The 23,072-nt window shown below is 69.1% G+C and carries 20 protein-coding genes; 6 read left to right on the forward strand and 14 right to left on the reverse strand.

Annotated features, from left to right (window positions below):
- Positions 1 to 56: 56 nt before the first annotated feature.
- A complete protein-coding gene (locus RIE31_00090; GenBank protein MEQ8639001.1) occupies positions 57 to 989 on the forward strand; it encodes a class I SAM-dependent methyltransferase in 933 nt (310 codons plus the stop codon).
- A 71-nt stretch (positions 990 to 1,060) separates the two neighbouring features.
- On the opposite strand, the gene RIE31_00095 is transcribed toward RIE31_00090, so the two are convergent.
- The 12 genes from RIE31_00095 to RIE31_00150 form a co-directional block, all read right to left on the reverse strand.
- The gene (locus tag RIE31_00095; protein MEQ8639002.1) at positions 1,061 to 2,227 is read right to left on the reverse strand and encodes an ABC transporter permease; all 1,167 of its coding nucleotides are present in this window, start codon (positions 2,225 to 2,227) and stop codon (positions 1,061 to 1,063) included.
- An 83-nt stretch (positions 2,228 to 2,310) separates the two neighbouring features.
- Positions 2,311 to 3,309: an ABC transporter permease gene (locus RIE31_00100; protein ID MEQ8639003.1), complete on the reverse strand. Its 999-nt coding sequence runs from the start codon at positions 3,307 to 3,309 to the stop codon at positions 2,311 to 2,313.
- 215 nt (positions 3,310 to 3,524) lie between these two features.
- Entirely contained in the window at positions 3,525 to 3,794 is a 270-nt protein-coding gene (locus tag RIE31_00105) for a hypothetical protein (GenBank protein MEQ8639004.1), read from the reverse strand.
- A 118-nt stretch (positions 3,795 to 3,912) separates the two neighbouring features.
- Positions 3,913 to 5,892, reverse strand: a complete 1,980-nt coding sequence (locus RIE31_00110) for an ABC transporter substrate-binding protein (GenBank protein ID MEQ8639005.1) — start codon at positions 5,890 to 5,892, stop codon at positions 3,913 to 3,915.
- 162 nt (positions 5,893 to 6,054) lie between these two features.
- A complete protein-coding gene (locus tag RIE31_00115) occupies positions 6,055 to 8,091 on the reverse strand; it encodes an ABC transporter ATP-binding protein (protein MEQ8639006.1) in 2,037 nt (678 codons plus the stop codon).
- Positions 8,066 to 8,668 carry a hypothetical protein gene (locus tag RIE31_00120; GenBank protein ID MEQ8639007.1) on the reverse strand — a complete coding sequence of 201 codons (603 nt, stop codon included), beginning with the start codon at positions 8,666 to 8,668 and terminating at the stop codon, positions 8,066 to 8,068. The genes RIE31_00115 and RIE31_00120 overlap by 26 nt, the downstream gene beginning before the upstream one ends.
- Positions 8,668 to 9,531: a polysaccharide deacetylase family protein gene (locus RIE31_00125; GenBank protein MEQ8639008.1), complete on the reverse strand. Its 864-nt coding sequence runs from the start codon at positions 9,529 to 9,531 to the stop codon at positions 8,668 to 8,670. Before RIE31_00125 ends, RIE31_00120 begins: the two co-directional genes overlap by 1 nt.
- A complete protein-coding gene (locus RIE31_00130; GenBank protein ID MEQ8639009.1) occupies positions 9,528 to 10,730 on the reverse strand; it encodes a glycosyltransferase in 1,203 nt (400 codons plus the stop codon). The genes RIE31_00125 and RIE31_00130 overlap by 4 nt, the downstream gene beginning before the upstream one ends.
- Positions 10,727 to 11,407, reverse strand: coding sequence for a histidine phosphatase family protein (locus RIE31_00135; protein MEQ8639010.1), 681 nt, complete (start codon positions 11,405 to 11,407; stop codon positions 10,727 to 10,729). The genes RIE31_00130 and RIE31_00135 overlap by 4 nt, the downstream gene beginning before the upstream one ends.
- The gene (locus RIE31_00140; protein ID MEQ8639011.1) at positions 11,404 to 12,597 is read right to left on the reverse strand and encodes a glycosyltransferase family 4 protein; all 1,194 of its coding nucleotides are present in this window, start codon (positions 12,595 to 12,597) and stop codon (positions 11,404 to 11,406) included. The genes RIE31_00135 and RIE31_00140 overlap by 4 nt, the downstream gene beginning before the upstream one ends.
- A gap of 24 nt (positions 12,598 to 12,621) precedes the next feature.
- On the reverse strand, positions 12,622 to 13,938 hold the full coding sequence (locus tag RIE31_00145) for a glycosyltransferase family 4 protein (protein MEQ8639012.1): 1,317 nt from the start codon (positions 13,936 to 13,938) through the stop codon (positions 12,622 to 12,624).
- 243 nt (positions 13,939 to 14,181) lie between these two features.
- Positions 14,182 to 15,441, reverse strand: coding sequence for a hypothetical protein (locus RIE31_00150; GenBank protein MEQ8639013.1), 1,260 nt, complete (start codon positions 15,439 to 15,441; stop codon positions 14,182 to 14,184).
- Positions 15,442 to 15,727: 286 nt separating this feature from the next.
- Between RIE31_00150 and RIE31_00155 the strand changes: the two genes are divergently transcribed.
- Positions 15,728 to 17,032, forward strand: coding sequence for an MFS transporter (locus RIE31_00155; GenBank protein MEQ8639014.1), 1,305 nt, complete (start codon positions 15,728 to 15,730; stop codon positions 17,030 to 17,032).
- On the opposite strand, the gene RIE31_00160 is transcribed toward RIE31_00155, so the two are convergent.
- Both RIE31_00160 and RIE31_00165 read right to left on the reverse strand, forming a co-directional pair.
- Positions 17,029 to 17,520, reverse strand: a complete 492-nt coding sequence (locus RIE31_00160) for a hypothetical protein (GenBank protein ID MEQ8639015.1) — start codon at positions 17,518 to 17,520, stop codon at positions 17,029 to 17,031. The genes RIE31_00155 and RIE31_00160 overlap by 4 nt on opposite strands.
- Before the next feature lie 350 nt (positions 17,521 to 17,870).
- Positions 17,871 to 18,356 (reverse strand): DinB family protein, encoded by a 486-nt coding sequence (locus RIE31_00165; protein ID MEQ8639016.1) that lies wholly within the window; start codon positions 18,354 to 18,356, stop codon positions 17,871 to 17,873.
- A gap of 138 nt (positions 18,357 to 18,494) precedes the next feature.
- On the opposite strand from RIE31_00165, the gene gfa reads away from it, so the two are divergent.
- The 4 genes from gfa to RIE31_00185 all read left to right on the forward strand — a co-directional run bounded on the left by gfa (position 18,495) and on the right by RIE31_00185 (position 23,068).
- Positions 18,495 to 19,070 carry an S-(hydroxymethyl)glutathione synthase gene (gene gfa / locus RIE31_00170; protein ID MEQ8639017.1) on the forward strand — a complete coding sequence of 192 codons (576 nt, stop codon included), beginning with the start codon at positions 18,495 to 18,497 and terminating at the stop codon, positions 19,068 to 19,070.
- A 185-nt stretch (positions 19,071 to 19,255) separates the two neighbouring features.
- On the forward strand, positions 19,256 to 21,955 hold the full coding sequence (locus RIE31_00175; protein MEQ8639018.1) for an ABC transporter ATP-binding protein: 2,700 nt from the start codon (positions 19,256 to 19,258) through the stop codon (positions 21,953 to 21,955).
- An 86-nt stretch (positions 21,956 to 22,041) separates the two neighbouring features.
- A complete protein-coding gene (locus RIE31_00180; protein ID MEQ8639019.1) occupies positions 22,042 to 22,515 on the forward strand; it encodes a cyclic nucleotide-binding domain-containing protein in 474 nt (157 codons plus the stop codon).
- A 58-nt stretch (positions 22,516 to 22,573) separates the two neighbouring features.
- Positions 22,574 to 23,068 carry a class I SAM-dependent methyltransferase gene (locus RIE31_00185; protein ID MEQ8639020.1) on the forward strand — a complete coding sequence of 165 codons (495 nt, stop codon included), beginning with the start codon at positions 22,574 to 22,576 and terminating at the stop codon, positions 23,066 to 23,068.
- The last annotated feature ends 4 nt before the right edge of the window (positions 23,069 to 23,072 follow it).

Below are 23,072 nucleotides of genomic sequence, written 5' to 3' on the forward strand. Positions count from 1 at the left end.
GGGCGCCCGCAGACGCCCCCGGGTTCTCCTGTGTGCAGAATGCCGGAGGAATGGACATGAGCAGCCGGTCATGGCGCGGTCGCTGGATGCTGGCCCAGACCCTGCTGGGCCGGCGGCGCGGCGTCTTCATACCCTATCGTTATGCGGACGCGCTGCGCCTGAACGGCGCCGGCAGCGCAGACGGGGGTGCCGACAGTGATGCGCCGGCCTATCCCGAGATGGCGACAGTTTTCGCGGCGTGCGACGCGGAAATGGCGGCGCTGCTGGAGACGGTGGAGAGCCATGCGGCGGACCTCCTGGTCATCGCCGGCGAGGACGGTCATGACCAGACCCACGCCGCCGGCAAGGACAGCGACGCCGGCGCGCGCCGGGGGCCGCGCTTCGACCAGGGCTGGTTTCCCACCCTGGACGCGGCGGTGGCCTATGGGCTTGTGCGGCGCGAGCAGCCGAAACGCGTGGTCGAGGCGGGCAGCGGACATTCCACCCGCTTTCTGGCGCGCGCCGTCCGTGACGGCGGGCTGGCCACCGCCATCACGGCGATTGACCCCGCGCCGCGCGCGCCGCTGCCGGCCGGTGTCCGCCACATAGCGGGCCTGGTGGAGCGTTCGGGCACGGCGCCGTGGGACGGGCTGGAGGCCGGCGATCTGGCGGTGATCGATTCAAGCCACGTGGCGGTGGCCGGCGGCGATGTGGACTTCCTGTTCGGCCGCATCCTGCCGCGGCTGGCCGAAGGGGTCGTGGTCCATGTGCATGACGTGTTCCTGCCGGACGGCTATCCGGCGGCGTGGGCGTGGCGCGGTTATGGCGAGCAGAGCCTGGTGGCGGCGCTGCTGGCCGGCGGCGGCTGGCGCGTCCTGTTCGCCAGCCACTGGGCGGCGCAACGGTTCGCCCAATCCATCGCCGGCGGCGTGGTGAGACGCCTGCCGCATCACCCGGCGGCGCAGCCGACCAGTCTCTGGTTGAGAAAGATCGCGCCCGCCGTTCGCTAAGCCCGGCGCCTTGCAAGCCCGGTGCCTTGCAAGCCCGGTGCCTTGAACGCCGGGCGTCGGGTGCGGCCGGCTCAGGACTTGTAGGGGTCGGCCGCGTCGCGCAGACCGTCGCCGAGGAAGTTGAAGGCCAGCACCACCACGATCACCGGCACCACCGGCAGCATCAGCCACGGAAAGACCGCGACGGCGTTGATGTCCTGCGCCTCGCTCAGCAACACGCCCCAACTGGTGATCGGCGGGCGTAGCCCCAGGCCAAGGAAAGAGAGCGCCGTCTCGCCCAGGATCATGGCCGGAATCGACAGGGTGGCCGAGGCGATCAGGTGACTCATGAAGCTCGGCATCAGGTGGCGCAGGATGATGCGCTGCGGCTTCGCCCCCATGAGGTGGGCGGCCATGGCGAAGTCCTCCTCGCGCAGGGCCAGCAGTTTGGAGCGCACGGCGCGGGCCAGCCCCGTCCAGTCCAGCAGGCCCAGAATGATGGTGATGCCGAAATAGACCAGGATCGGCGACCAGGTGACCGGCAGGGAGGCGGACAGCGCCATCCACAGCGGCAGCTCCGGGAAGCTGCGCAGCACCTCGATGCCGCGCTGAGTGATCGAGTCCACCCAGCCGCCGTAATAGCCGGCCGCGCCGCCGATCAGTATGCCCAGCACGAAGCTGATGGTGATGCCCACCAGACCGACCGTGAGCGAGATGCGGGTGCCGTAGATGATGCGGCTTAACATGTCGCGACCGAGACGGTCGGTGCCCAGCAGAAAGAAGCTGCCGCCTTCGGCCGCGCACACCAGGTGCCGGTCGGCGGGGATCAGCCCCCACCACTCATAGGCGTCGCCGCGACAGAAGAAGCGCAGCCGCTGCACGTCGCTGGTGTCCCGCGTATAGACCCGTTGCAGGGTGTTCAGGTCGAGCTCCTGATCGAAGCCATAGACGAAGGGACCGACGAGGCGGCCCTCATGGAACAGGTGAATGGCCTGGGGCGGCGCGAAGATGTGGTCGGTGTTGCGGGAGTTGAGGCCCCAGGGGGCGAGGAACTCCGCAATCAGGATGGAGGCATAGAGCAGGGCCAGCAGGCCGCCCGACCACACCGCCAGCCGGTGGCGGCGCAGACGCCACCACATCATCTTCCACTGGCCGGCCATGTAGAGGGATTCCAGCTCCGGCGACAGGTGGTCGTCTTCGCTCGGGTCGAAGGGGGCGTCGTCCACCCGGTGGGCCAGGCGCGCCGGCGACGGGCGCATGACGGGGCCGTGGGCGGGGCCGGTGTCTTTGGCCGGGCCCGCTGTGGGGTCGCCGCTGCTCATGTCATCGCTGCTCACGGGCCCTACTCCACCGCCCGGCCGGTCAGTCGGATGCGCGGATCGAGGAAGCCCAGCGCGATATCCGACAGGAACAGGCCGACGACCACCAGGGTCGCCTCCAGCATGACGAAGGCACCGGCCAGGAACATGTCCTGGTTCTGCAGGGCGCGCAGCAGCATGGGCCCGTTGGTCGGCAGGTTGAGCACCACCGAGACAATGGCCGCGCCCGAAATGACCGAGGGCAGCAGGCTGCCGATATCGGCGATGAACGGGTTGAGCGCCTGGCGCATGGGGTATTTCCACAGCAGGCGGTGGCGGCCGAGGCCCTTGGCCCGGCCGGTAGTGACGTATTGCTTCTGCAGCTCGTCCAGCAGGTTGGCGCGCAGCCGGCGGATCATGCCGGCGGTGCCGGCGGTGCCGATGACCAGCACCGGCACCCACAGATGCTCGAGCACGCTGCCCATCTTGGCCAGGCTCCACGGCTGGTCGATGAACTCCGGATCCATCAGCCCGCCGATGGAGGTGCCGAACCACACATTGGCCAGATACAGCAGCACCAGCGCCAGCAGGAAGTTGGGCGTGGCCAGGCCGAGGAAGCCGAGGAAGGTGAGGCCGTAATCGGACCACGAATACTGGTGGGTGGCGGAATAGACGCCGATGGGGAAGCTGACCAGCCAGGTGAAGGCGATGGTGGCGGTGGCGACGACGATGGTCAGCATCATGCGGGCGCCGATGACGTCGGTCACCGGTTTGTCAAGCTCGAACGAAAAGCCGAAATCGCCCTGGATGAAGTTCCACAGCCAGGTGAAGTACTGCACGAGCAGCGGTTGATCGAGACCGTATTGCTGGCGCAGGAAGGCGATCTTCGCCTCGTCCACCGCCTCGCCCTGGCTGCGCAGCTCGTTGATGTAGGTGGACAGGTAATCGCCCGGCGGCAACTGAATGATGACGAAGACGATGGCCGAAATGACCAGCAGCGTCGGCACCATGATGAGCAGACGGCGGACGGTGTAGATCAGCATGGCGGCAGGGCGCAGGGGCGCGTTGGGCGCGTGGATGGCGGGTGGAGCATGGGCCGGCGTTTCCCCCGATACGGCGCGGCAGGGCGGCGCGCCGGAGCGGTCAGCCGGCGCGCCAGCGCGATGCTACGGGGCCGGCGGCGGAAAGGCTAGGTGGGGTGGCAGCGACTGGCGCGGTTTCGCAACCGGCGCTGCGGCACTGACGGGAAAGCGTTCGATCAAAGGCGGCTGGTTGGAAAAAGGCGCCATCCATAAATCTCGGCATGCAATTGGACCAGTTCACCTGGCGGAGCTTTCTGTGTGCCGCCAGTCTCCAAACAAACAGTTGGCCCCGACGTCGAGCCTACATATGCCGGCGAGACACCGATGTGTCCAGCTTGACCGATTGAACGGTCATAGAAGTCGGCTTGTGCTTCTCGCACCTGATAGTCGGAGATGGCAAAGAGCGCAGCGCCGAACGTGATGATGGATACTGTTTTCAAGTCCATGGTCATGTTCTCAAAATGAGCCTGTTGCCGGTGTTGACAAGGGCTGCGCCCGATCAACCATCTGTTTGTGCGCTGATTAGGTATCGGTTTCACGCGGGAAGAGAATCACTGCCATCCCCTACTCCCACCAGAACCGGTCCGGGTGATAGATGCCGAAGCGGGCGCCGGGGTCCCAGGCGAAGACTCCCTCCTTCGGCACGTTGCGCAGGCCGTGCTTGACCACCAGCGGCTGCAGGACGCCGGCGACGGTGCCGATGGTGAACACCTGATCGGCGTTGATCTCCAGGATCTGCTGCCAGATGCGGCGGCGGCCATCGTCTGACGAGGCCTCGCGCCACTCTCCATAGAGCGACAGCAGGCGCCGCCCCTCTACCGTGTCGGGCGGCTCGCCGGCGGCGCCATTGGTCTGGAAATACTGTCCCCACTTCGGCCATTGCAGGTGAATCTGGTCGATGGGCACCAGTTCGTGCGGGCTCATGGCCGCCGTCGCCACCCCGTTGTCGAGGCCGGTCCACACACTCATCAGGGTGACGCCGGCGAAGATGCGGTTGCGCATGACCTCGCGCTGCGACGGCTTGATGAAGATGCGCACGCCAATGCGCGCCCACGAGTCCTTTATGAGCTGGAGAATATCCACCTCCTGCGCCCGCTCGCCGGAAGTCTCGATGATGATGTCGAGGGGCCGGCCGTCGGGCAGCAGGCGGGTGCCGTCGCCATTGCGCGCGGTCAGGCCGAGACCGTCCAGCAGGGCATTGGCGCGGCGGATGTCGTAGGTCGCCCACTGGCTCTGATAGTCCTGCCTGAACAGTGGCGACTGTGGCAGCACGGTGTTGTTGGACGGGAAGGCGAGGCCGGCGAAAAGAATGGCGTTGATCTCGTCGCGATCAATGGCCAGGGACAGGGCGCGACGGAAGTCGGCCTCGCGCAGAATGGCGCGCCAGCCGGGATCGGTGACGGTCAGGTTGGGATAGAGCGCCACCTGATTGCCCAGCGCGGTGCGCCACAGCCGCACGTCATAGTCGCCGCGCTCTGTGCCGGCCCGCAGGAAGGTGAAGTCGGCGAAATCCAGATAGCGCGCCTGCAGGTCCGATTCGCCGGACCCGGCCTTGGCCGGGATCAGGTTTGAATCCGCCATGTTGACGATGACGCGATCAATATAGGGGAGCTGGCGGCCTTGCGGATCGACCCGGTGAAAGTAGGGGTTGCGCACGAAGACGAAGCGGTCGGCGGGCGACTCCGTGGTGTTGACCCACGGGTCCAGCGTCGGCAGGGCCGGATTGTCGTTGGCGTACTGGTTGTCGAGCCCGTTGTGCAGGGACGCCCAGTTGCGGCGGCGCGCCGCCTCCATGCGCTCTTCAAGCTCTTCGGGGTCGGCGTGGCTGGCGTGGAAGGGTTTGAGATAGTGCGCCGGGCGATAGATGTAGAGCGGGCTGGGCCCGGCCAGATGAATGAGGAAATCCGGATTGGGCCGGCTCCACGAATAGCGCACGGTGCGCTCGTCGAGGATTTCCACGGTGGGCCATTCGCCGTCCACCTTGAGGCGGATATCGGGACCGACCGGCGACAGGTCGGGATTGTTGGCGACGTCGTCCCAGTAGTAGCGGAAGTCCTCGGTGGTGAACGGCGCGCCGTCGGACCAGCGATGGCCTTCGCGCAGGGTCATGGTGAAGATGCGGCTTTCGCGCACTTCCATCTTCTCCAGGATGTCCGGCACCAGATTATAGTCGGCGTCATAGCCGACCAGCCGGGCATAGCCATAGACCGTCAACATGCGGATGTCGCGCGGGTTGGCCATCAGCATGGTGAGGTCGCCGCCGTGCCGGCCGACGGCGAGGCCCGGCCGGTCCATGGCGTCCACATACGGCACCGCCGGCAGACGCTCCGCCAACGGCGGCAGGGCGCCGGAGAGAATCCGGGGCAGCAGCATCGGCGGTTCGACAGCGGCCGACGGGTGGCCCGCCTGGCTGCCCGACTGGCCGCGCGCGGCGGGCGGCGCCAGCAGGGCCATCACCGTCAGGACCAGCAGCACACCAGGCAACAGGCCGCGCAGCAAGGCGGCCGGAACGACGCCGGCGCGGCGCGTGCGGATGGTGGTCATGGCCTCCCCCTCCTGGCTCTGCGGCCGGCCATCGGATGTGGCGGCCGGGCCTGGTGTTCATCACAGTCTAGCAAAGGGGCGGCGGAGCGGCATGGGCCTCGCGCGCGGGCCACGTTTGCGTGATGGGCCCGCGGCACGGGCTGAAAAGCCGTCGCCGGCGGCTCAGATAGCCGGGGCGGTCGGTCGGGCGGTGGCGCGCACCAGATGGCCATCGCCCAGATCGATCATGGATGGCCGGCCGGCCGTGCGGGATTCGGCGGCCGGTGCGGAGGCCATGGGCGGCACCGCGAAGGGCGCGGGCCAGAGGGTCGGCTCCGAGGCGCGGCCCTCCATCAGGCGGCTGAGGTCAAGACGCTGGCCGGGGTCGGGCTTGGGCACCGCCGCCAGCAGGGCCTGGGTGTAGGGGTGCACCGGATTGGCGAACAGTTCGGCCCTGGGCGCCACTTCGACGATGTGGCCGCGGCACATGACGGCGATACGGTCGGCGATATAGTCCACCACCGCCAGGTTGTGGCTAATGAACAGGTAGGTCAGGCCAAGCGCCGCCTTGAGGTCTTTCAGCAGATTCAGAATCTGCGCCTGGATCGACACGTCCAGGGCGCTGACCGGCTCGTCGCAGATCAGCATGTCGGGCTTCAGGGCCAGGGCCCGGGCGATGCCGATGCGCTGGCGCTGGCCGCCGGAGAAGGAGTGCGGATAGCGGTTGAGGAAACGCGGGTCGAGGCCCACCAGACGCATGAGCTCCATGACCAGGGCGCGGCGGCTGGCGGTGTCGCCGATGCGGTGGATGGCCAGCGGCTCGGCGATGATGTCATAGACCGTCATGCGCGGATTGAGCGAGCCGAACGGGTCCTGAAAGATGAACTGCAGGCGGCGGCGGAAGGCGGTGAGGTCATCGCCGCTGAGCGCCAGCACGTCGGTCGGCCCGCCGCCGGCGCCGTCATTAAAGGTGATGGCGCCGGTGTCCGGCGACACGGCGCGCATGATGATCTTCGACAATGTGGTCTTGCCGCAGCCGGATTCGCCGACCAGCCCCAGACACTCGCCGGGCATGATCTGCAGGCTGACATCGCTGACCGCCGGCACCCGGTCGGCGGTGCCGCCACCGAACAGCCCGGACTTGCGGATGGTGAAGGACTTGGAGATGTGCCGCACGTCAAGCATGGGAAGGGAGGCCGTGGAAACGGCGCGCGCGGTGGCGGGCGTGGCGGTGGCGGGCTGGATGATGGCGGCCGGCTTGTCCTGGAGCATGACGCCGGTCTCGGCGCGGATTTCGCGCAGCGGCTGCAGCCGCTCGCCCGGCTTCATATTGAAGCGCGGCACCGCATGCAGCAGCGCCTTGAGATAAGGGTGGCGCGGATTGCCGTAAATGTCTTCCAGCGTTCCGGACTCCATGACGCGGCCGCGATACATGACCACCACCTCGTCGGCCATGTTGGCGACGACGCCCAGATCATGGGTGATGATCAGGATGGCCATGCTCAGCTCACCCTGCAGATCCTTGAGCAGCTTGAGAATCTGCGCCTGGATGGTGACGTCGAGCGCGGTGGTGGGCTCGTCGGCGATGAGCAGGGCCGGCCGGCAGACCAGGGCCATGGCGATCATGGCGCGCTGGCGCAGACCGCCCGACAGCTCGAAAGGGTAGGTGCGCAGCGCCCGTCGCGGATCGGGAAAGCCCACCAGCCCGAGCATCTCCGCCGCCAGATCATCCGCCTCGGCGCGGCTGGCGTTGCGGTGCAGGCGCACCGCCTCGCCCACCTGATTGCCCACGGTGTGCAGCGCCGACAGGGAGGTCATGGGCTCCTGAAAGATGATGGAGATGCGACCGCCGCGCAGCCGGCGCATGGCGTCGCCCTCGGTGTCGAGGGTGGCGATGTCGATGACCGTTGCCGGCGTGGCCGGATCGCGGAACAGGATGCGGCCGCCGGTAATGGTGGCGCTCTCTGGCAGGATGCCCATGATCGCCTGGCTGGTGACTGACTTGCCGGAGCCGGATTCGCCGACCAGCGCCACGGTGCGTCCGGCCGGGACGCGGAAGCTGACGCCGTCCAGGGCGCGGATGGAGCCGTCATGGACCCGGAAGTCCACGGCCAGATCCTCTACCTGCAGCAGATCGCCGGCACCGTCAGTGGCGGGATCGGCAGCGGGGCCGGTGGCCGGGTCAGTTGCCGGGTCAGTTGAACGAGCGGTCGTCGTCATCATCCTGCTCGAAAGCATAGAGATTGGCGGCGGTGATCTCGCTCAGCTCCACATCATTGGCGGCCGCCGCCTGGCCGACCCGGCGGACGATCCGGTCGAAGCCGTCGATCTTCGAGTCGAGTTTCAGGCTCTGGCCGCTGCCACGCACGGTCATCTGCATCCAGCCGCGCCGGCGGTCGCGCCGGGTGGAATAGTATTTGAGCGCCACGTCGCGCACCTCGCTCCAGGGAATGGCGCGGCGGCGCAAACCAAAGGCGGCGATGCCCACATCGTCCATCTCTACCCGGGTCCTGTGGACGATGATGGTGCGGGCGGCGAACAGGGCGAAGACGGTGGTCAGGGTCAGCAGGATGCCAAGGCCCCACGCGCCGGTCTCGGCGAACAGCAGGAGAAAGGCAAAGACGCCGGTGCCCAGTGCGGCCCGCACATAGTCGCCGGCCATGGCGGCGAAGCGATAGCGGTGGGCGCTGACCGCGCCGCGCCGGGCCCCGCCCGGGCCTCCGTCATGGCCCCCGTCACGGCCCCCGTCACGGGAAGACGGGCCGGCGGCTGGTCGTATGACTTTATCGGTGGACATCAGACGGGCGCCTTCCCGGACGGCTGTGGCGGAGGGAACAGATCGGCGGCGGCGGCAAAGTGCACCGCCGGATGTTGGCACAATAGCCCGATCAGACGCTGAAGGAAGCGCCAGCCGTCATGGTCATGGTCCAGATGGTGGGTCAGCAGGCCGAACGGCTCCGCCGCCGGGCCGGGAGCGGTCATGTCAGGAGCGCCCAGGTCCGGAGTGCCGAGGGCGGCGGTGAACTCAAGCAACGGAGCCAGGGCCGGCGCTTCGCCCATGAAGGCGTGGGCCGGCCCGTGGCGGCCGCGCCAGTCCACCGGGTCCAGGTGGCAGTTGATCTCCAGGAGGCCGGCCAGCGGTCGCGGCCGGGCCCGCCGGCCGAAGCGCGACAGGCCGCCATAGCCCATTTCCGGCAGGGCCGGGATCAGGCCTGGCGCGATACGGTTCCACGGCGGCACCAGCACCGGCAGCAGCCGGGCCGGGCCGGTCCCGGCGGTGGCCAGCGTCTGCAGGCGGGCCCAGCCGGTGGCCAGGTCGCCATGGGTCAGGGGCAGCGGCCGGTGGGGCCCGAGCTCGCATTTCTTCTCGCCGTCCGGCGCATGGTTGGTGTGGCTGTAGCCATGCTGCAGCAGGCTGAGGCGGCCGTCCGGCCAGCGCCGGCCATCGAGCCCGGCGAGACGTGGCCCGAGGGAGTCCTGCAGCCGGGCCGGGATTACCGCCAGGGCCAGGGGCACGGCGTGGTCACCGGCGACCGCCAGCAGACGGTCGAGGGCCGGCGTGGCGGCCACCGCGTCGTCGTCGCGCCACCACACGGTGATCGCCGAACCGCTGTCGGCCAGCCGGTCGAGGGCGGCGGAAAGGGCGGCGAAGGCGCTCATGGTCCGGGGCGGGCGGCCAGGGCCTGCCGCAGCCAGCGGGCGGTGGCGGCGGCGCCGTCCAGATTTACCGGCGAAGGCGGCATCTCCCGGGGCAGGGCATCCAGAGCGGCGGCCAGGGCGGCCGGCGACAGCGCGTCCTCGTTCACCACCAGGGCGCGACCGGCGGCGGCCATGGCCCGGGCGCGCACCGACTGCTCGGATTCCCCGGCCGGACCCACAAAGGGGACGAGCACCGCCGGCGTGGCGGCGGCCAGCAGCTCGACCGCGCTGTTATAGCCGGCCTGGCTGATGGCGGCGACGGCGCCGGCCCAGCGCGCCGCCAGATCGCGCTGACCCACATGCAGGGAGAGGCCCGGCGGCTGGGTCGCGGCGGTGGTCAGCAGGCGGGCGCGGTCGGCCGCGGCAAGGCTGGCGGCGAAGACTTGCCACGGCTGATGGCGATGGCCGCTCAAGGCGCGGGCGGCGACGGCGGCATGCAACAGCGGCAGCCCGGCGGCGCCGCCACCGGCAGCGACGATGACGCCGTGACGTGGCGGACCAGCCGCGTCAGCAGCGATGGATGGAGCGGCGGAGGTTGGGGCCGCGGCCACGGACTGCGCCGCCACATAGCCGGTGTGGTGCACTCGCGAGCCAAGCGCCGACGCCAGCGGAAAGGAGTGGGCAAACGGCAGGAAGGCGCTGTCGCCATGGACCAGCACCGCATCGAACAGAGAGCCGATCCAGTCACAGGCTTCCTGGTGACGGCCGGCCTTACGCTCGCGCTTGACGATGTCGCGCACACTGACCACCGCCAGCGGTGGCGCCGCCAGCGCCCGCGCCGCCTGCAGCAGGGGCAGAAGCTCCGCCCGGAACGGCCGGCGGCCAAAGGGAAAATGCTCGACCATCACCACGTCGGGCCGCGCCTCATGGAGCAGCGCCAGCAGGCGGTCGCGGCGCGCCGCGGCCAGCGCCCCGCCATAGGGCTGGCCGTGCTCGCCGCTGAGCGCTGAGAAGGATTCGTCGCTGGCCACCCAGGGCAGTTGCACCAGACGGGCCGGGCCACAGGTGAGCCCCGGCACCGGCCGCCCACCACTGGCCAGGGTGACCTGGAAGCCGGCCGCGGCCAGCGCCCGGGCCAGCACAGTCGCCCGCACCAGGTGGCCGGAGCCCAGCAGATGCTGCACCCAGATGAGGACGCGCCGGCTCCTGGCCCCACTCATGGGCCGCCTCGCGGGCCAGCCCGCGGCGTGGGTCCGGGCGCGGCCGGTTGCGGAACGGGCAGGGGCCGGCCGTTGAGCGCCAGGTCGGCCGCCAGCAGGCGCAGCCGCCGACCGTCGAGGGCCAGGAGCTGCAGGCTGCCGGGCGCCACCCGGGCCGGTGGCGGGCCGGTCATGTCCCAGTCCGTGGCCAGCGCCAGCAAGGCGCGGATGACGCCCTTGTGGGTGACGAAGCCGCAGTCCCGACCGGCCGCGGCCACCGCCGCCAGCAACGGCGCCAGCCGGGCCATGACCATGGCCGGGCTTTCGCTGGACCCGGCACCGCAATCGGTGGCGGGGCCGGGCGGCGGCGTCATGTGGATGCCGCGCGCTTCCCGGGCCGCCAGGGCGGCGGGTTCTTCAGCGGCGATGGCGCGGAGCGAGCGGCCTTCCCACGCTCCCCAGTCCATCTCAATCAGGCGGTCATCGGTGGCGGCGGCGAGGTCCAGCAGGCGGGCGGTTTCCTGGCAGCGGAGCAGCGGCGAGGTGCGCCAGGCCCAGGCGGTCAGTTCCGGCGGCAGACTCCAGCCGCTTACGGCGGCGCGGCCGGCCGCATCCAGCGGCACATCGGCCCGCCCCTGCAACCGGTGAGCGCGGCTCCAGGCGGTGGGACCATGCCGCAACAGGGCCAGGCGGATCATCGCCCCATGCCACGAGGCGTGCGAGCCGAAGCGCGGACGAGAGCGCGGGCGAGGATGTGGTCGAGGCGGCGGGCGGCGCCGGCCAGACCGTGCCGGCGGCCGGTCAGGCGGCGGGCGCCGGCGGCCAGACGGGCACGCTCGTCGCTGTCCTGCAGCAGGTGACGGAGCGCGTGAGCGAAGGCCGCCGCATCGCCCACCGGCACCAGGCGGCCGGTGGCCCCGTCGTGAACCACCGCCGGCACGCCGCCGGCATCGCCGGCCAGCACCGGCACGCCGCTGGCCTGGGCCTCCAGCAGGGCCATGCCCCAGGCTTCGTTGATGGCCGGCCAGACACACAGGTCCGATGCGGCATAGAGGTCCGGCAGGGCGTCCTCCGGTTGCTGGCCGAGCCACACCATATGACGGGCCAGGGGCCGGAAGAGGCGGCGGACCGCCTCGCCGGCCGGGCCGTCGCCCACCGCCAGCAGGTGCCAGGCCGGCGCCTGCGCGGCGGGCGTCGCCAGAGGCAGGAGAGCCTTCGCCAGCAAGCGCCACGAGGCCAGCTTGTCGCCCGGCCGCATCATGGCCACGGCGATGAGCCACGGCGTTGCCGGATCGAGAGCGTGGGCGGTGGCCAGACGGGCGCGGCCAGCGGCGCGCCGCCGCCGCGCCGCCACATAGGGCCGGGCGTCGAGGAAAGGCGGCAGGTCATACAGGCGGCGGCCATCGGCCAGGCACGGCAGGACGCAGGCGCGGTCGGCCGGGTTGAGGGCAATGACCGCGGCGGCCTGGCCCAGCGCCGCCACCACCGCCGCGTGGCCCGCGGCCCATGGGCCGGTGCGGCGCTTTGGCGCGACGCTGGCCTCGGCCACCACATAGGGAATGGCCAGCTCCCGCGCCACCACCGGGCCGATGCCGTCCGGCGCCTTGTGAAACAGGTGATAGGTGAACCACAGGTCCGGCCGGTCGGCTGCGTCCCGCCAGCGACGGACAAGGGCCGCGGCCTGCTCCGCACTCTTCAGGCGCAGCACAGCGCGGCTCGCCGCCCCGGCCATGCCTTCATCGCCGGTCCAGGTACGCAGGCGGCTGGCGAGCACCGGCTGATGGCCGGCGCGGCGCAGGGCGGCCATCAGCAGTCCGGCCATGCGGCGGTCGCCGGACGGCACCGGATGGTCGGGCGGCTTCATGGGCGCGTAGAAGGCGATGCGCATGGGTGGCTTGCCGGCGCGCGGCCCTCAGGACCCGGCCCGCCGGGCGAGGGCGGCGGCGGCGATCTCGGTGGTGGCAAAGGGCGCTGCCGCCGGCCGGTCGGGCAGGCCGAACAGCGCTGCCAGCCGGCCAATATGATCGTGGAAGGCGAAATGGTCAGCGACCCGCTTGCCGCCGGCGAAGCCCAGCCGGGCGCGGCTGTCGGGATCGCTCATGAGGTCGGCCAGGATCGCGGCCAGGGCGGCGGGATTGTCCGGCGGCACCAGGCGGCCGGTCTGGTCATCGGTAATCAGCTCGGGCACCGCCGACACGTTACCGGCAATGACCGGCAGGTGCTGTGACAGGGCCTCCATCAGCACATTGGGCAGGCCGTCGCGGTCGCCGTCATCGGCGATGCGTGACGGCAGGACAAAGAGGTCGGCCTGGCGATAGGCGGCGATCACATCATCGGCGGCGCGCGCGCCCTGCCAGTCTATGCGTCCGGCCAGGCCAAGGCCCCGCGCCCCGGCGGCGAGGGCATCGTGCAATTCACCGCCGCCGATGCAGGTGAGATGCCAGTGCAGATCCGGCGGCAGGATGGACAGCGCCGTCAGCAGGTCGGCATAGCCCTTCTTTTCCACCAGCCGGCCGACCGTCAGCAGACGCACGGGATCGTCGCTGTCGCTGCCGTCGCGCGGCGGGCGGTGGCTGGGCGGCGGCGGGAAACGGTCGAGGTCGAGACCGTGATAGACCAGGTGGACCGGTCGGGCGGGCATGTCGGCCGCCGCCCCGCTGCCGGTGTCGGTGCGGGCCAGGGCCGCCAGATGGTCACGGCCATTGCCGGTGCAGGTCACCGTCCACGCCGCCTCGCGCAGCTTGGCGGCCTTCTCCCAGTCCGGCGTCGTCCAGATGTCCTTGGCGTGGGCCGACACGCTCCACGGCAGGTCCATCAGCATGGCGGCGTAGCGGGTCACTGACGCCGGGGTGTGCAGGAAGTGGGCATAGAGATGGGCGACGCCGGGCAGGGCGCCGGGCAGGTCGCGGGCCAGCACGAGAGCCTGGCCAAAGCGGCGCAGGCGGTTGGCGGTGGGGTCGCGCGCCAGATCGGCAAGGAAGCGGACGAAGGTGCGGGCGAAGGTGCGGCGGCGCAGGGCGGCGAGGAAGGCAAGCACGACGCGGCCCGGCGCCTGGCGCAGATATTCCGGCAGGTAGAGAACCGGCGCGGTCACCGCATCATGCACCGGGTGGGTGGCGCCATCGGTCGGCTGCCGCAGCGAGACCAAAAGGAGCGGCAGGCCGCGGCGCTCCAGCTCCAGGATTTCCTGGGCGATGAAGGTCTCGGACAGGCGCGGCCAGCCCTTCATCACGATGGCCGTAGGCCTGACGGCGGAGGCCGCAGGTTTCATGGCGGGGGCGGTCGGTCCGGCCGCGGGGCCGCGGACGGCGGCGGTGTCGGGCCGGGCGGCGGGAGCCTCTTCGCGGGGAGCCATGACCTTATGTGCCGCAAAGGGCCGGCCAGGGGAAGAGGCAGGCTGTGCACGGCCCGGCGCGGGTGTGTGTGGGCTGGGGCGTGTGTGGGCGCGTGCGGGCCGGGGCGCGTGTGGGGCTCAGCGTATGGCGGCGCGGTTGGCGCCGCGATCGGCGGCGACCGCCTGCACCGACGGGCGGCGGATCAGGCGGCGGGCCAGCCGGTTGATATTGTCGAGGCCGTCCAGCAGGCCCGGCACCACCACGTCGGAGGGACGGCGCTGCTGCGGCAGGTGACGCAGGGCCGTGGCCATGACCCGGCCGGGCGCGCGGCCGCTGCCCGGCGGTCCCGGGTCCGGCAGGGTGGCGACCAGGCCCAGCTCTTCCGCCCGGCGCGCCCGCAACCACTGTTCTAGGCGCGGCGTCGTGCGGGGGACCACCAGGGCCGGTTTGTCGAAGGAGAGAATCTCGCAGAAGGTGTTGTAGCCGCCCATGGCGACAATGCCGGCGCAGTTGGCCATCAGGCCCTCGATATGGGCGTCGAACACCAGGGCGTGGACCCGCTCCAGCTTTTCGATGCGGTGCAGGAAACCGGTGCGCGCGGTGCTGTCCAGGAAGGGCCCGAAGACGATGACCGCGTTGGCGGGAATGGCGGGGTCGGCCTCATAGGCATTGAGCACCCAGTCCACCAGCCCGTCGCCGTCGCCGCCGCCGCCGGGAGTCACCAGAATGTAGGGCCGGCCATCCTCTTTCGTGGTGCCGGGCAGATTGGCGGGCGGCGGCGCGAAGGCGGAGACCTCGCGCCGCAGATAGCCGGTATAGACGATGCGACGGCGCAGCGAACGCGGCAGGTCTATGCAGGCGAGCGGCTCATACATCTGCGGCAGGCCATAGACCCAGATCTGGTCGTAATAGCGCGCCAGCGCCGTCACATTGTCGTTGCGCCCCCATTCCGGCACCAGCAGGGATGGATCGTCCAGCACGTCGCGCAGGCCCAACACGATGGGCACGCCGCGGCGGTGCAGCGCGTCGAGAGTCGGCGCCAGCTCGCCGCGCAGGCCCCATGGCTCCTTGTCGACGATGAACAGGTGGGGATCGAACGCCTCCGCGGTCTCGGCGATGATGGCGCGGCGCATGGCCAGAGTCTGCTCCAGGTCCACATGGGCGTCGGCCGCCACATAGGCGCCGCTGCGCCGCTTGATGACGCCGGGGATGGAGATGTAGTCAACCCGCGCCCGGTAATCGAAATCGCCCAGCACCGGCGAACCGGAAACGATCAGGCAACGGGCCCGCTTGTTGGCGGCGACGATGGCATGGGCGATGGCGCGGCTGCGGCGCAGATGGCCAAGGCCGAAGGTATCGTGGCAATAGAGCAGCACGCGCATGGGCCTGGCCGCCATGGATGGTCACTCCCCTGCGTCGGGGCCGCTGCCCCAAAAGCCCTTGCGCCTGTGTCCGGCCCCGGCGGTCCGGAACCGTCGCCGGTTCCGGTCCCCCTTCCCCCGGGGGCCGGCCTGACGGGCGACCGCGCGGCCCGCCGGCGCCAAGACTAGGCGAGAACCGGGTGAGAGGCCAAGTCGGATGATGGCGGCGGGCGATGCCAGCGGCGGAACTGTCGGCTACGCTTTCGCTATGAGTTCCGCCGACCAACGCCGTGGCGCCCGCGCACCGCAAGCGTGGCCCGAAATGACAGACGAAGCCGGGTCCGGCCGGACACCGCGCTTGCTGCGCCTGTTGCTGGGCAGCATGGGTGATGCGCTGGCGGAGCGGCCGCTGCAACTGATGCTTGCAGGACTAGTGCTCGTTGGCACCGGCGGGGCGATCATTGTGCCGGTCGTTGGCTGGATGGTGTGGGAAGAGACCAAGTCCGCGCTTTCCATCGGTATTATTACATCCATGCCGCTGCTTGCTTTGCTTCTGGTTGTTCCGTTTGCCAGTATTCTGGCCGACCGGACGAACAGATTCCGCCTGCTGTGGCTCAGCCACCTGGCCTGCGCCCTGGGGCTGGCCATTTTGGGCGGCGTGGTGGCGGCGGGATTGGGTAGTGCGTGGGCTCTGGCGGTCGGACTCTCTGTTGTTGGTGTTGCCACTGCATTTGGCAGCCCGGTCTTGCTGTGCATCGTTCCCAGGCTGGTGCCCCGTCGCCTGTTGATCGCCGCGCTTGTTCTTGTGGGAGGGGCATCGTCGCTGGGTGAAGTAGGGCGCTTGCTTGTATTCGATTTGATGCCATTGGAGCGGGGCGCGATGTACGGGTTTGGTGGTGCGGCGATAGCCGAACTGGTGTTTCTGGGATTTCTGTTTCGTATCCGGTTGCGACCGTCCGGCCGGTTTACACCATCCGGCAAACCGTTCCTGACCGATCTGGCCGACGGTGTGCGCTATGTCCGGCGCCATGTGGGATTGGGCCCGCTCGTGGGTGTGAACCTGCTTGTGCTGTTTGCGGTGGCGTTGGCGCCCGAACTCAAACAGGCAGCGGGGGCATTCGGTATCCAAACATTTGTCGGCTTCCAGATGCTGGCCGTCCTGGCGCTTTTCGTCTTCAGTTTCTGGCTTGGCTATCGTTCGGCCCCATTTGGCCTGACGCGGATGGTATTGGTACTGGCGATCGCGGCAATGCCGCTGGCTGTTGTGGCGACGACCGGCGTCAGTGCCTGGATTGCCGCGTCCGCTGTCACGCTCCTGGGTGTGGCCGTCGCGGCGCTCGGGGTCTGTGTGTCCATGCTGGCGCAACTGAATGTGGCTGAACACATGCGTGGCCGGCTCGTCGGCGGGCTGACCTGGCTGGCGGCGATGTCGGCCAGTCTGGGCTGGCTGCTTAGCAAGGTTGGTGCGGACATGTTGGGCTGGACAGCGACGACACAGTGGTCGCCGGTGGTTTTGATTGTCGCTGGCATCACTCTTGTGGTGGCGCTGCGGCTGTACCGGCGGGGCGAGCCCCTGCGCGCCACCCTCGAGTCACCGGCGACATTGCATGCCCCGGTGGAGCCTTAGCCCCGACCCAGAACCGACAACACCGGGTCCGTGCCGCGCAGGGCCGGCGGCAGGCGGCTTTCCAGGCCCAGCGCCAGAAGCTGCAGCCCCATGAGCAGGATAATGAGGGTGGCAGCCGGCCAGACGGCCATGGCCGGGGCAAAGGGGATGAAGTTGATCGTATTGGAAACAACCCATCCCAGGGATAGATCACCGAACAGGAGGCCGAGAAATCCCAGGCCCTGTATGGCTAGCAAAACGAATACCGCGAAGTGCAGCGCATGGACAGTCAGCACCGTGAGCCGCAGACGCGACTGCTGTCCCGGACCGGCGGGCGGGATACGCCTCAGTGTAGCGAACGCGCCCCGCGTAAGCGGCAGGCTGTAGAGTGTGATGATCGCCAGAAAAAGAGGCCATGTCAGCCACCATGAGGTGAGCAGCAGCATGACGAGTATGAACAGCGGCATGGCGAGGTAGAATTGGGCGAAGGCATCACCGAGCCATCGCACGATGGGCCCGACCCTGCTCCGGTGTTCCAGCCAGGCGAAAAGCAAACCCGCGCCATAAGCCAGAGGCAGAAATAAGCTAACGTTCAGAAAGTCGCCGCGAATGGCGAAGAGAATGCGGCTGAACAGGTCGCGACACTGCCCGTCAAGCCCGAACAGATGTCCAGGCTGGGAGAACCCGCTGCCGGCAAAGCCGGCGGGGAAAGTCTGAAACGGGTCATAAGGCGCCAGTCAAGGCGCGAACAGAGCGATGACAACCGCGCCGCCGGTAATCACACCACCGATGGCGAGGAGACTGCGGTCGTAGAGGGTCATGGCCGGATCATGATGCGTCGCCGCTCACCATGGTGCGTTCACCACGGCGCGTCGGGGCGGAAGGGAATGTCGGTGCTGCCATAGTCGATGCCCAGCTTCCACAGCTCGCTGGTCACCTGGCTGCGATGGTGGGTCTGGTGGCTGAACAACTGGACGGCGAAGAGCGGCCGGGGAATGCGCCGCGGCGGTGCGCCGTCCGGACCGGGCCGTTCATAGACGCCGCTTCGCCACTCCGCGCGGTCGGCCAGACGATCGATGAAATCATCCAACGCGGCGCGGTCGCGTTTGATGTCGGTCCAGTGGTCGCCGCCGGCGGCGGGCACACCGGGCACACCGAGCGGGTGGCTCATGATCCAGCGGTCCACGTTCATGATGTGAACCAGGGTCTGGTGGATGGAGCCGAAGAACATGCCGCGGTCGGCCCGCCGCTCCTGGTCGGACAAGGTATCGCAGAAGCCGAACACCCTGGTGTTCTGCCAGCGGTTGTAGTGCGCCATCTCGCGCACAAAATCCGGCGTGATCACCCCGACCCCCTCCCCTTGTGGCAAAGGCAAGGATGACGCGCCAAATGCTGTGAGTCGACTCCGGGGCGCGACAGGCGCAGGCTGGAGCGACGCCGGCGGCAAGACCGGCGGGTTTCAGGGCAACGGACGGAGGGCCAGATGAGCAAGGTGACTATTCACCCGGCCGTGGACGGCGGGGTCAAGGCGGGGTCGGCCGATTTCAAGGGCGGCACCCTGCACTGCAATTGTGCGGACAAACGGGTCGAGGTGCGGGTGGAAAGCCAATGCGCCCACAATCATGTCTGTGGCTGCACCAAGTGCTGGAAGCCGGCGGGTGCGACTTTCTCGCAGGTGGCGGTGGTGCCGCGCGAGGCGCTGAGCGTGACCGCCAATGGCGACAAGCTGGCGGTGGTGGACGCCAAGGCGGCGATCCAGCGTCACGCCTGCAAGAAATGCGGCGCCCACATGTACGGCCGCATCGAGGATAAGGGACATCCGTTCCACGGTCTCGACTTCATCCACACGGAACTTTCGGACGATGCGGGCTGGGCGGCGCCGGAGTTCGCCGCCTTCGTCTCGTCGGTCATCGAGTCCGGCGTGGCCCCCGCCGCCATGGCCGGCGTACGGCAGCGCCTGCGCGACCTGAAGCTGGAGCCCTATGACTGCCTGTCGCCGCCGCTGATGGACGCCATCGCCAGCCATGTGGCGAAGGCCAAGGGCACGCTGGCCACCTGAGGGCAGCCTGAGGTCGACCTGGGAGGGAGGTCACGGCGTGATGGCCGGCCCGCTGGCTATGCCCGGCGGCCGGGCTGGGCTAGGCTTGCCGGCCCGGACGCGACAACCGCCCCGGGGATGACCGCCGGCCGGCCGGTGGCGGGATGATCCGCGCCGGGCCGTGCGCCCGGCCAGTGGCAGGGGCCATGGACCGCAGTATCTATCGCTTTGTCCTGCGCTATTCCAAGCGCGAGCAGATCATGCTGATCCTGCTGGCCGGCGTATCCTATCCCTTCCTCTACTATTCCTATGACCTGCCCAAGCAGATCATCAACCACATCCGGGCGGTGGTGGAGAACCAGTCGCAGGGGGTTCTGACCGCCTATCCGGATGCGGCCCTGCCGCTGGTCGATCTGCAGTTCACCGCGCTGGGCTGGCTGGTCCTGCTGTGCATGGTGTTCCTGGCGCTGACCCTGATCAACGGCGGCTTCAAGTTCTACATCAACGTGTTCAAGGGCCAGTTGGCGGAGCGCATGTTGCGCCGCCTGCGCTATGAACTGTATGCCCGCGTGCTGCGCTTTCCCCTGGCCCACTTCAAGAAGGTGAGCCAGGGCGAGATCATCCCCATGATCACCTCGGAGGTGGAGCCTCTCGGCGGCTTCATCGGCGACGCCTACGTCCAGCCCATCTTTCAGGGCGGGCTTCTGCTGGTGCCCCTGGGGTTCATCCTGGCGCAGGATCCGGTGCTGGGCATCGCCGCGCTGGCCATGTTCCCGGTGCAGGGCTACATCATTCCGAAGATTCAGCGCGTCGCCAACCGCCTGGGCAAAGAGCGGGTGCTGACCGTGCGCAAGCTGGGCGACCGCATCGGCGAATCCATTGCCGGCATCGACACCCTGCGGGCCAGCGACGCCACGGCCTTCGCCCGGGCCGACATGGCGAGCCGGCTGGGCGTCATCTATGACCTGCGCTTCCATATCTACCGGCTCAAGGGCTGGCAGAAATACATCAACAACTCGCTGGACAAGATTACGCCGTTCTTCTTCTACCTGCTGGGCGGCTGGCTGGTGTTCGCGGGCGATCTGGACCTTGGCGCGCTGGTGGCAGTGATCGCCGCCCAGAAGGATCTGGCCGCACCGTGGAAGGAGCTGCTGACCTACTACCAGCAGAAGGAAGACACCCGCATCAAGTATGAGCAGGTCATCGAGCAGTTCGATCCGGCCGGCATGCTGGATCCCAACCTGCTGGACCCCGATGCGGCGGCGGAGCCGCTCAGCGGCGAGGTGGCGGCGGCCAATCTGACCTATGCGGAAGATGGCAGCGACCCGGCGGTGGCCGGCGCCAATTTCCGCTTTCCCCTGAAGACCCATGTGGCGGTTCTGGGATCGGGCCGCAGCGGCCGCGAAGAGGTGGCGATGCTGCTGGCCGGACTGCTGCGCTCAACCGGCGGTCGGCTGACCATCGGCGGCCGCGACGTGGCGGAGATGCCGGCAGCGGTGCTCGGCCGGCGCATCGGCTATGTGGGGCCGCAGGCGACCCTGTTCAGCGCCAGCCTGGGCGACAATCTGTTCCTTGGCCTGAAGCACCGGCCGGTGCGGCCGCGCGACCTGATGCGCGATGCGGCAGCCGATGACGCCCGGCTGAAGCATGAAAGCGAGCGGCGGCGGCACGAAGCGCTGCGCGCCGGCAATACGGGCGATGACCCGGACGATGACTGGCTGGATCTGGAGTCGGTGGGGGTGGCGGACGGCGACGGGCTGCTGGCGCGGGCGCATGAGGTGCTGGAGCATGTGGAGATGGCCGGCGACGTCTATCAACTGGGCCTGCGCGGCACCATCGACCCGACCCGCCACCCGGCCCTGGCCGATGCCATCCTGGAGGCCAGGCGACGGCTGCATCACCGGCTGGAGGATGCGGGCAAGGCGCGGTTCGTCGAGGCCTATGACCGCAGCACCTACAACACCAACGCCACGGTGGCGGAAAACCTGCTGTTCGGCACGCCGCGGGATTCCCGTTTCGACGCGGCGCGACTGGCCGAGAACGATTATGTGCGCCAGGTTCTGACGAGCGCCGGGCTCGACCAGACGTTCTTTGACACCGGCCTGCAGGTGGCGGAGACCATGGTGGAAATCTTCGCCGACCTGCCGCCGGGTCATGAGTTTTTCGATCAGTTCGGCTTCTTCGATTCCGACGATCTGCCGGACTATCAACGGATAGTCGCCGAGGCCGGACGCAGCGGCGGCGCCAGCCTGACCGACGCCGATCATCAGCGCCTGGTCGGTCTGACCTTCATGCTGTCGCCGGCGCGCCACCGCCTGGGGCTGATTGATGACCAGATGCAGGACAGAATCCTGCAGGCCCGCCGTCTGTTCAGCGATGATTTGCCGGCGGCGTTGCGCGACGCGGTCGCCTTCTTTGACGTGGAGCAGTACAACGCGGCGGCGACCCTGCAGGACAATATCCTGTTCGGCAAACTGGCCTATGGCCAGGCCGATGCGGAGGCCCAGGTCTCTGCCCTGATGGGCGAGGTGGTGGACGCGCTGAACCTGCGGGGCCGGGTCATGGAAGTGGGCCTGACCTACCAGGTCGGCGTCGGCGGCTCGCGTCTGAGCCGGGTGCAGCGGCAGAAGCTGGCCATCGCCCAGGCCCTGCTGAAGCGGCCCGACCTGCTGGTGCTGAACGAGGCGACCGGCGTTCTGGACAGCGCCACCGAAACGCGCCTGGCCGACGCCCTGCAGACGGAGATGGCGGGGCGTGGTCTGGTCTGGGTGCTGACCCGGCCAGCACTGGTGGAGCGGTTCGACCGGGTGCTGGTGATGCATCGGGGGCGGGTGGTGGAGGACGGCGAGGTCAAGGCGCTGGCCGATGGCCAGTCGCGGCTGAAGAAAATTCTGGCGGCGGAGTAGGCCCCGCGGCCGGACCGGGCGCAGGGCGCGCGTGCGGCCGGGACAGGCCGTCGCGGGCATGAGGGGAGCAACGGGAGAGTGACGGGATGAGTTTGAACCAGGAAGTGGATCTGCTGCGCAGCATTCCCCTGTTCCAGAATATGGAGCCGTCGAAGCTTAAGCTGCTGGCCTTCACCGCCGAGCGTCTGACCTTCGAACCGGGCCAGATGCTGTTCCGCCAGGGCGATCCGGGTGACGCGCTCTATATTGTTGTGGAGGGCGAGGCGGAGGTGTTCATCGACTCCGCCGACGGCGAGCTGCACCTGGCCGAGATCGGCCGCAACGCGCCGGTGGGCGAGATGGCCATTGTCGGCGACGTGCCGCGCAGCGCATCGGTCCGGGCCACGTCGGCGCTGGTCACCCTCAAGATCAGCAAGGAGCTGTTCTTCCGCCTGGTCAACGAGTTTCCGCAGATCGCCGTGGAGATCATGCGGGTGCTGGCGACGCGGCTGGAGCACACCAACACCCAGTTGCGCGCGGCGGAGGCGGAGCTCCGGCGGCTGCAGGCGGACGGGCCGTGACGGTCGGCTGCCGGGCTGGCCGCCGGGCTGGCCGCCGGGATTGCCGCCCGGTTCGCCAGTGAGCCGGCTGGACAGTTTCATCCGCCGCATGGAGGCGCAGCGCGCCTGCCTCGATGCGGCGGCGACCCTGATAACCGAGGAAGCCGTGGCGGGCCCGGTTCTGGAGCTCGGTCTTGGCAATGGCCGCACCTACGACCATCTGCGCGAGCGCTTGCCGGACCGCGAGATTTTCGTGTTCGAACGCAAGGTAGCGGCGCACCCCGATTGCGTTCCCGACGACGCGCATCTCTTTCTCGGCGCCATTGACGAAACCCTGCCGCAGGCAGAGCGGCGGCTTGGCCGCAGCGCCGCCCTGGCGCACAGCGATCTGGGCACCGGCGATGCGGCGGCCAATGCGGTGCTGGCCCGCCTGATTGGCCCGGCCCTGGCCCGGCTGGTGCGGCCCGGCGGTGTCATTGTCAGCGACCAGGCGCTCGACGTGGCGGGCTGGTCTGACCTGCCCCTGCCGGCGGGCGTCAGGCCGGGGCGCTATCACCTGTACCGGGCGGTCTGAACCG

The organism is Alphaproteobacteria bacterium, assembly GCA_040218575.1.
In the GTDB taxonomy this organism is placed as follows: Bacteria; Pseudomonadota; Alphaproteobacteria; order JAVJRE01; family JAVJRE01; genus JAVJRE01.

What these genes read in the sequence shown, in the direction of transcription:
- RIE31_00115 (MEQ8639006.1), bottom strand. Translation starts at nt 8,091, where the DNA reads ATGACGACGACCGCTCGTTCAACTGACCCGGCAACTGACCCGGCCACC.
- RIE31_00100 (MEQ8639003.1), bottom strand. Translation starts at nt 3,309, where the DNA reads ATGCTGATCTACACCGTCCGCCGTCTGCTCATCATGGTGCCGACGCTG.
- RIE31_00125 (MEQ8639008.1), bottom strand. Translation starts at nt 9,531, where the DNA reads ATGAGCGCCTTCGCCGCCCTTTCCGCCGCCCTCGACCGGCTGGCCGAC.
- RIE31_00175 (MEQ8639018.1), top strand. Translation starts at nt 19,256, where the DNA reads ATGGACCGCAGTATCTATCGCTTTGTCCTGCGCTATTCCAAGCGCGAG.
- RIE31_00130 (MEQ8639009.1), bottom strand. Translation starts at nt 10,730, where the DNA reads ATGAGTGGGGCCAGGAGCCGGCGCGTCCTCATCTGGGTGCAGCATCTG.
- RIE31_00145 (MEQ8639012.1), bottom strand. Translation starts at nt 13,938, where the DNA reads ATGAAGGGCTGGCCGCGCCTGTCCGAGACCTTCATCGCCCAGGAAATC.
- gfa (MEQ8639017.1), top strand. Translation starts at nt 18,495, where the DNA reads ATGAGCAAGGTGACTATTCACCCGGCCGTGGACGGCGGGGTCAAGGCG.
- RIE31_00105 (MEQ8639004.1), bottom strand. Translation starts at nt 3,794, where the DNA reads ATGGACTTGAAAACAGTATCCATCATCACGTTCGGCGCTGCGCTCTTT.
- RIE31_00140 (MEQ8639011.1), bottom strand. Translation starts at nt 12,597, where the DNA reads ATGCGCATCGCCTTCTACGCGCCCATGAAGCCGCCCGACCATCCGGTG.
- RIE31_00155 (MEQ8639014.1), top strand. Translation starts at nt 15,728, where the DNA reads ATGACAGACGAAGCCGGGTCCGGCCGGACACCGCGCTTGCTGCGCCTG.
- RIE31_00095 (MEQ8639002.1), bottom strand. Translation starts at nt 2,227, where the DNA reads ATGCGCCCGTCGCCGGCGCGCCTGGCCCACCGGGTGGACGACGCCCCC.
- RIE31_00120 (MEQ8639007.1), bottom strand. Translation starts at nt 8,668, where the DNA reads ATGTCCACCGATAAAGTCATACGACCAGCCGCCGGCCCGTCTTCCCGT.
- RIE31_00150 (MEQ8639013.1), bottom strand. Translation starts at nt 15,441, where the DNA reads ATGGCGGCCAGGCCCATGCGCGTGCTGCTCTATTGCCACGATACCTTC.
- RIE31_00180 (MEQ8639019.1), top strand. Translation starts at nt 22,042, where the DNA reads ATGAGTTTGAACCAGGAAGTGGATCTGCTGCGCAGCATTCCCCTGTTC.
- RIE31_00110 (MEQ8639005.1), bottom strand. Translation starts at nt 5,892, where the DNA reads ATGACCACCATCCGCACGCGCCGCGCCGGCGTCGTTCCGGCCGCCTTG.
- RIE31_00135 (MEQ8639010.1), bottom strand. Translation starts at nt 11,407, where the DNA reads ATGATCCGCCTGGCCCTGTTGCGGCATGGTCCCACCGCCTGGAGCCGC.
- RIE31_00090 (MEQ8639001.1), top strand. Translation starts at nt 57, where the DNA reads ATGAGCAGCCGGTCATGGCGCGGTCGCTGGATGCTGGCCCAGACCCTG.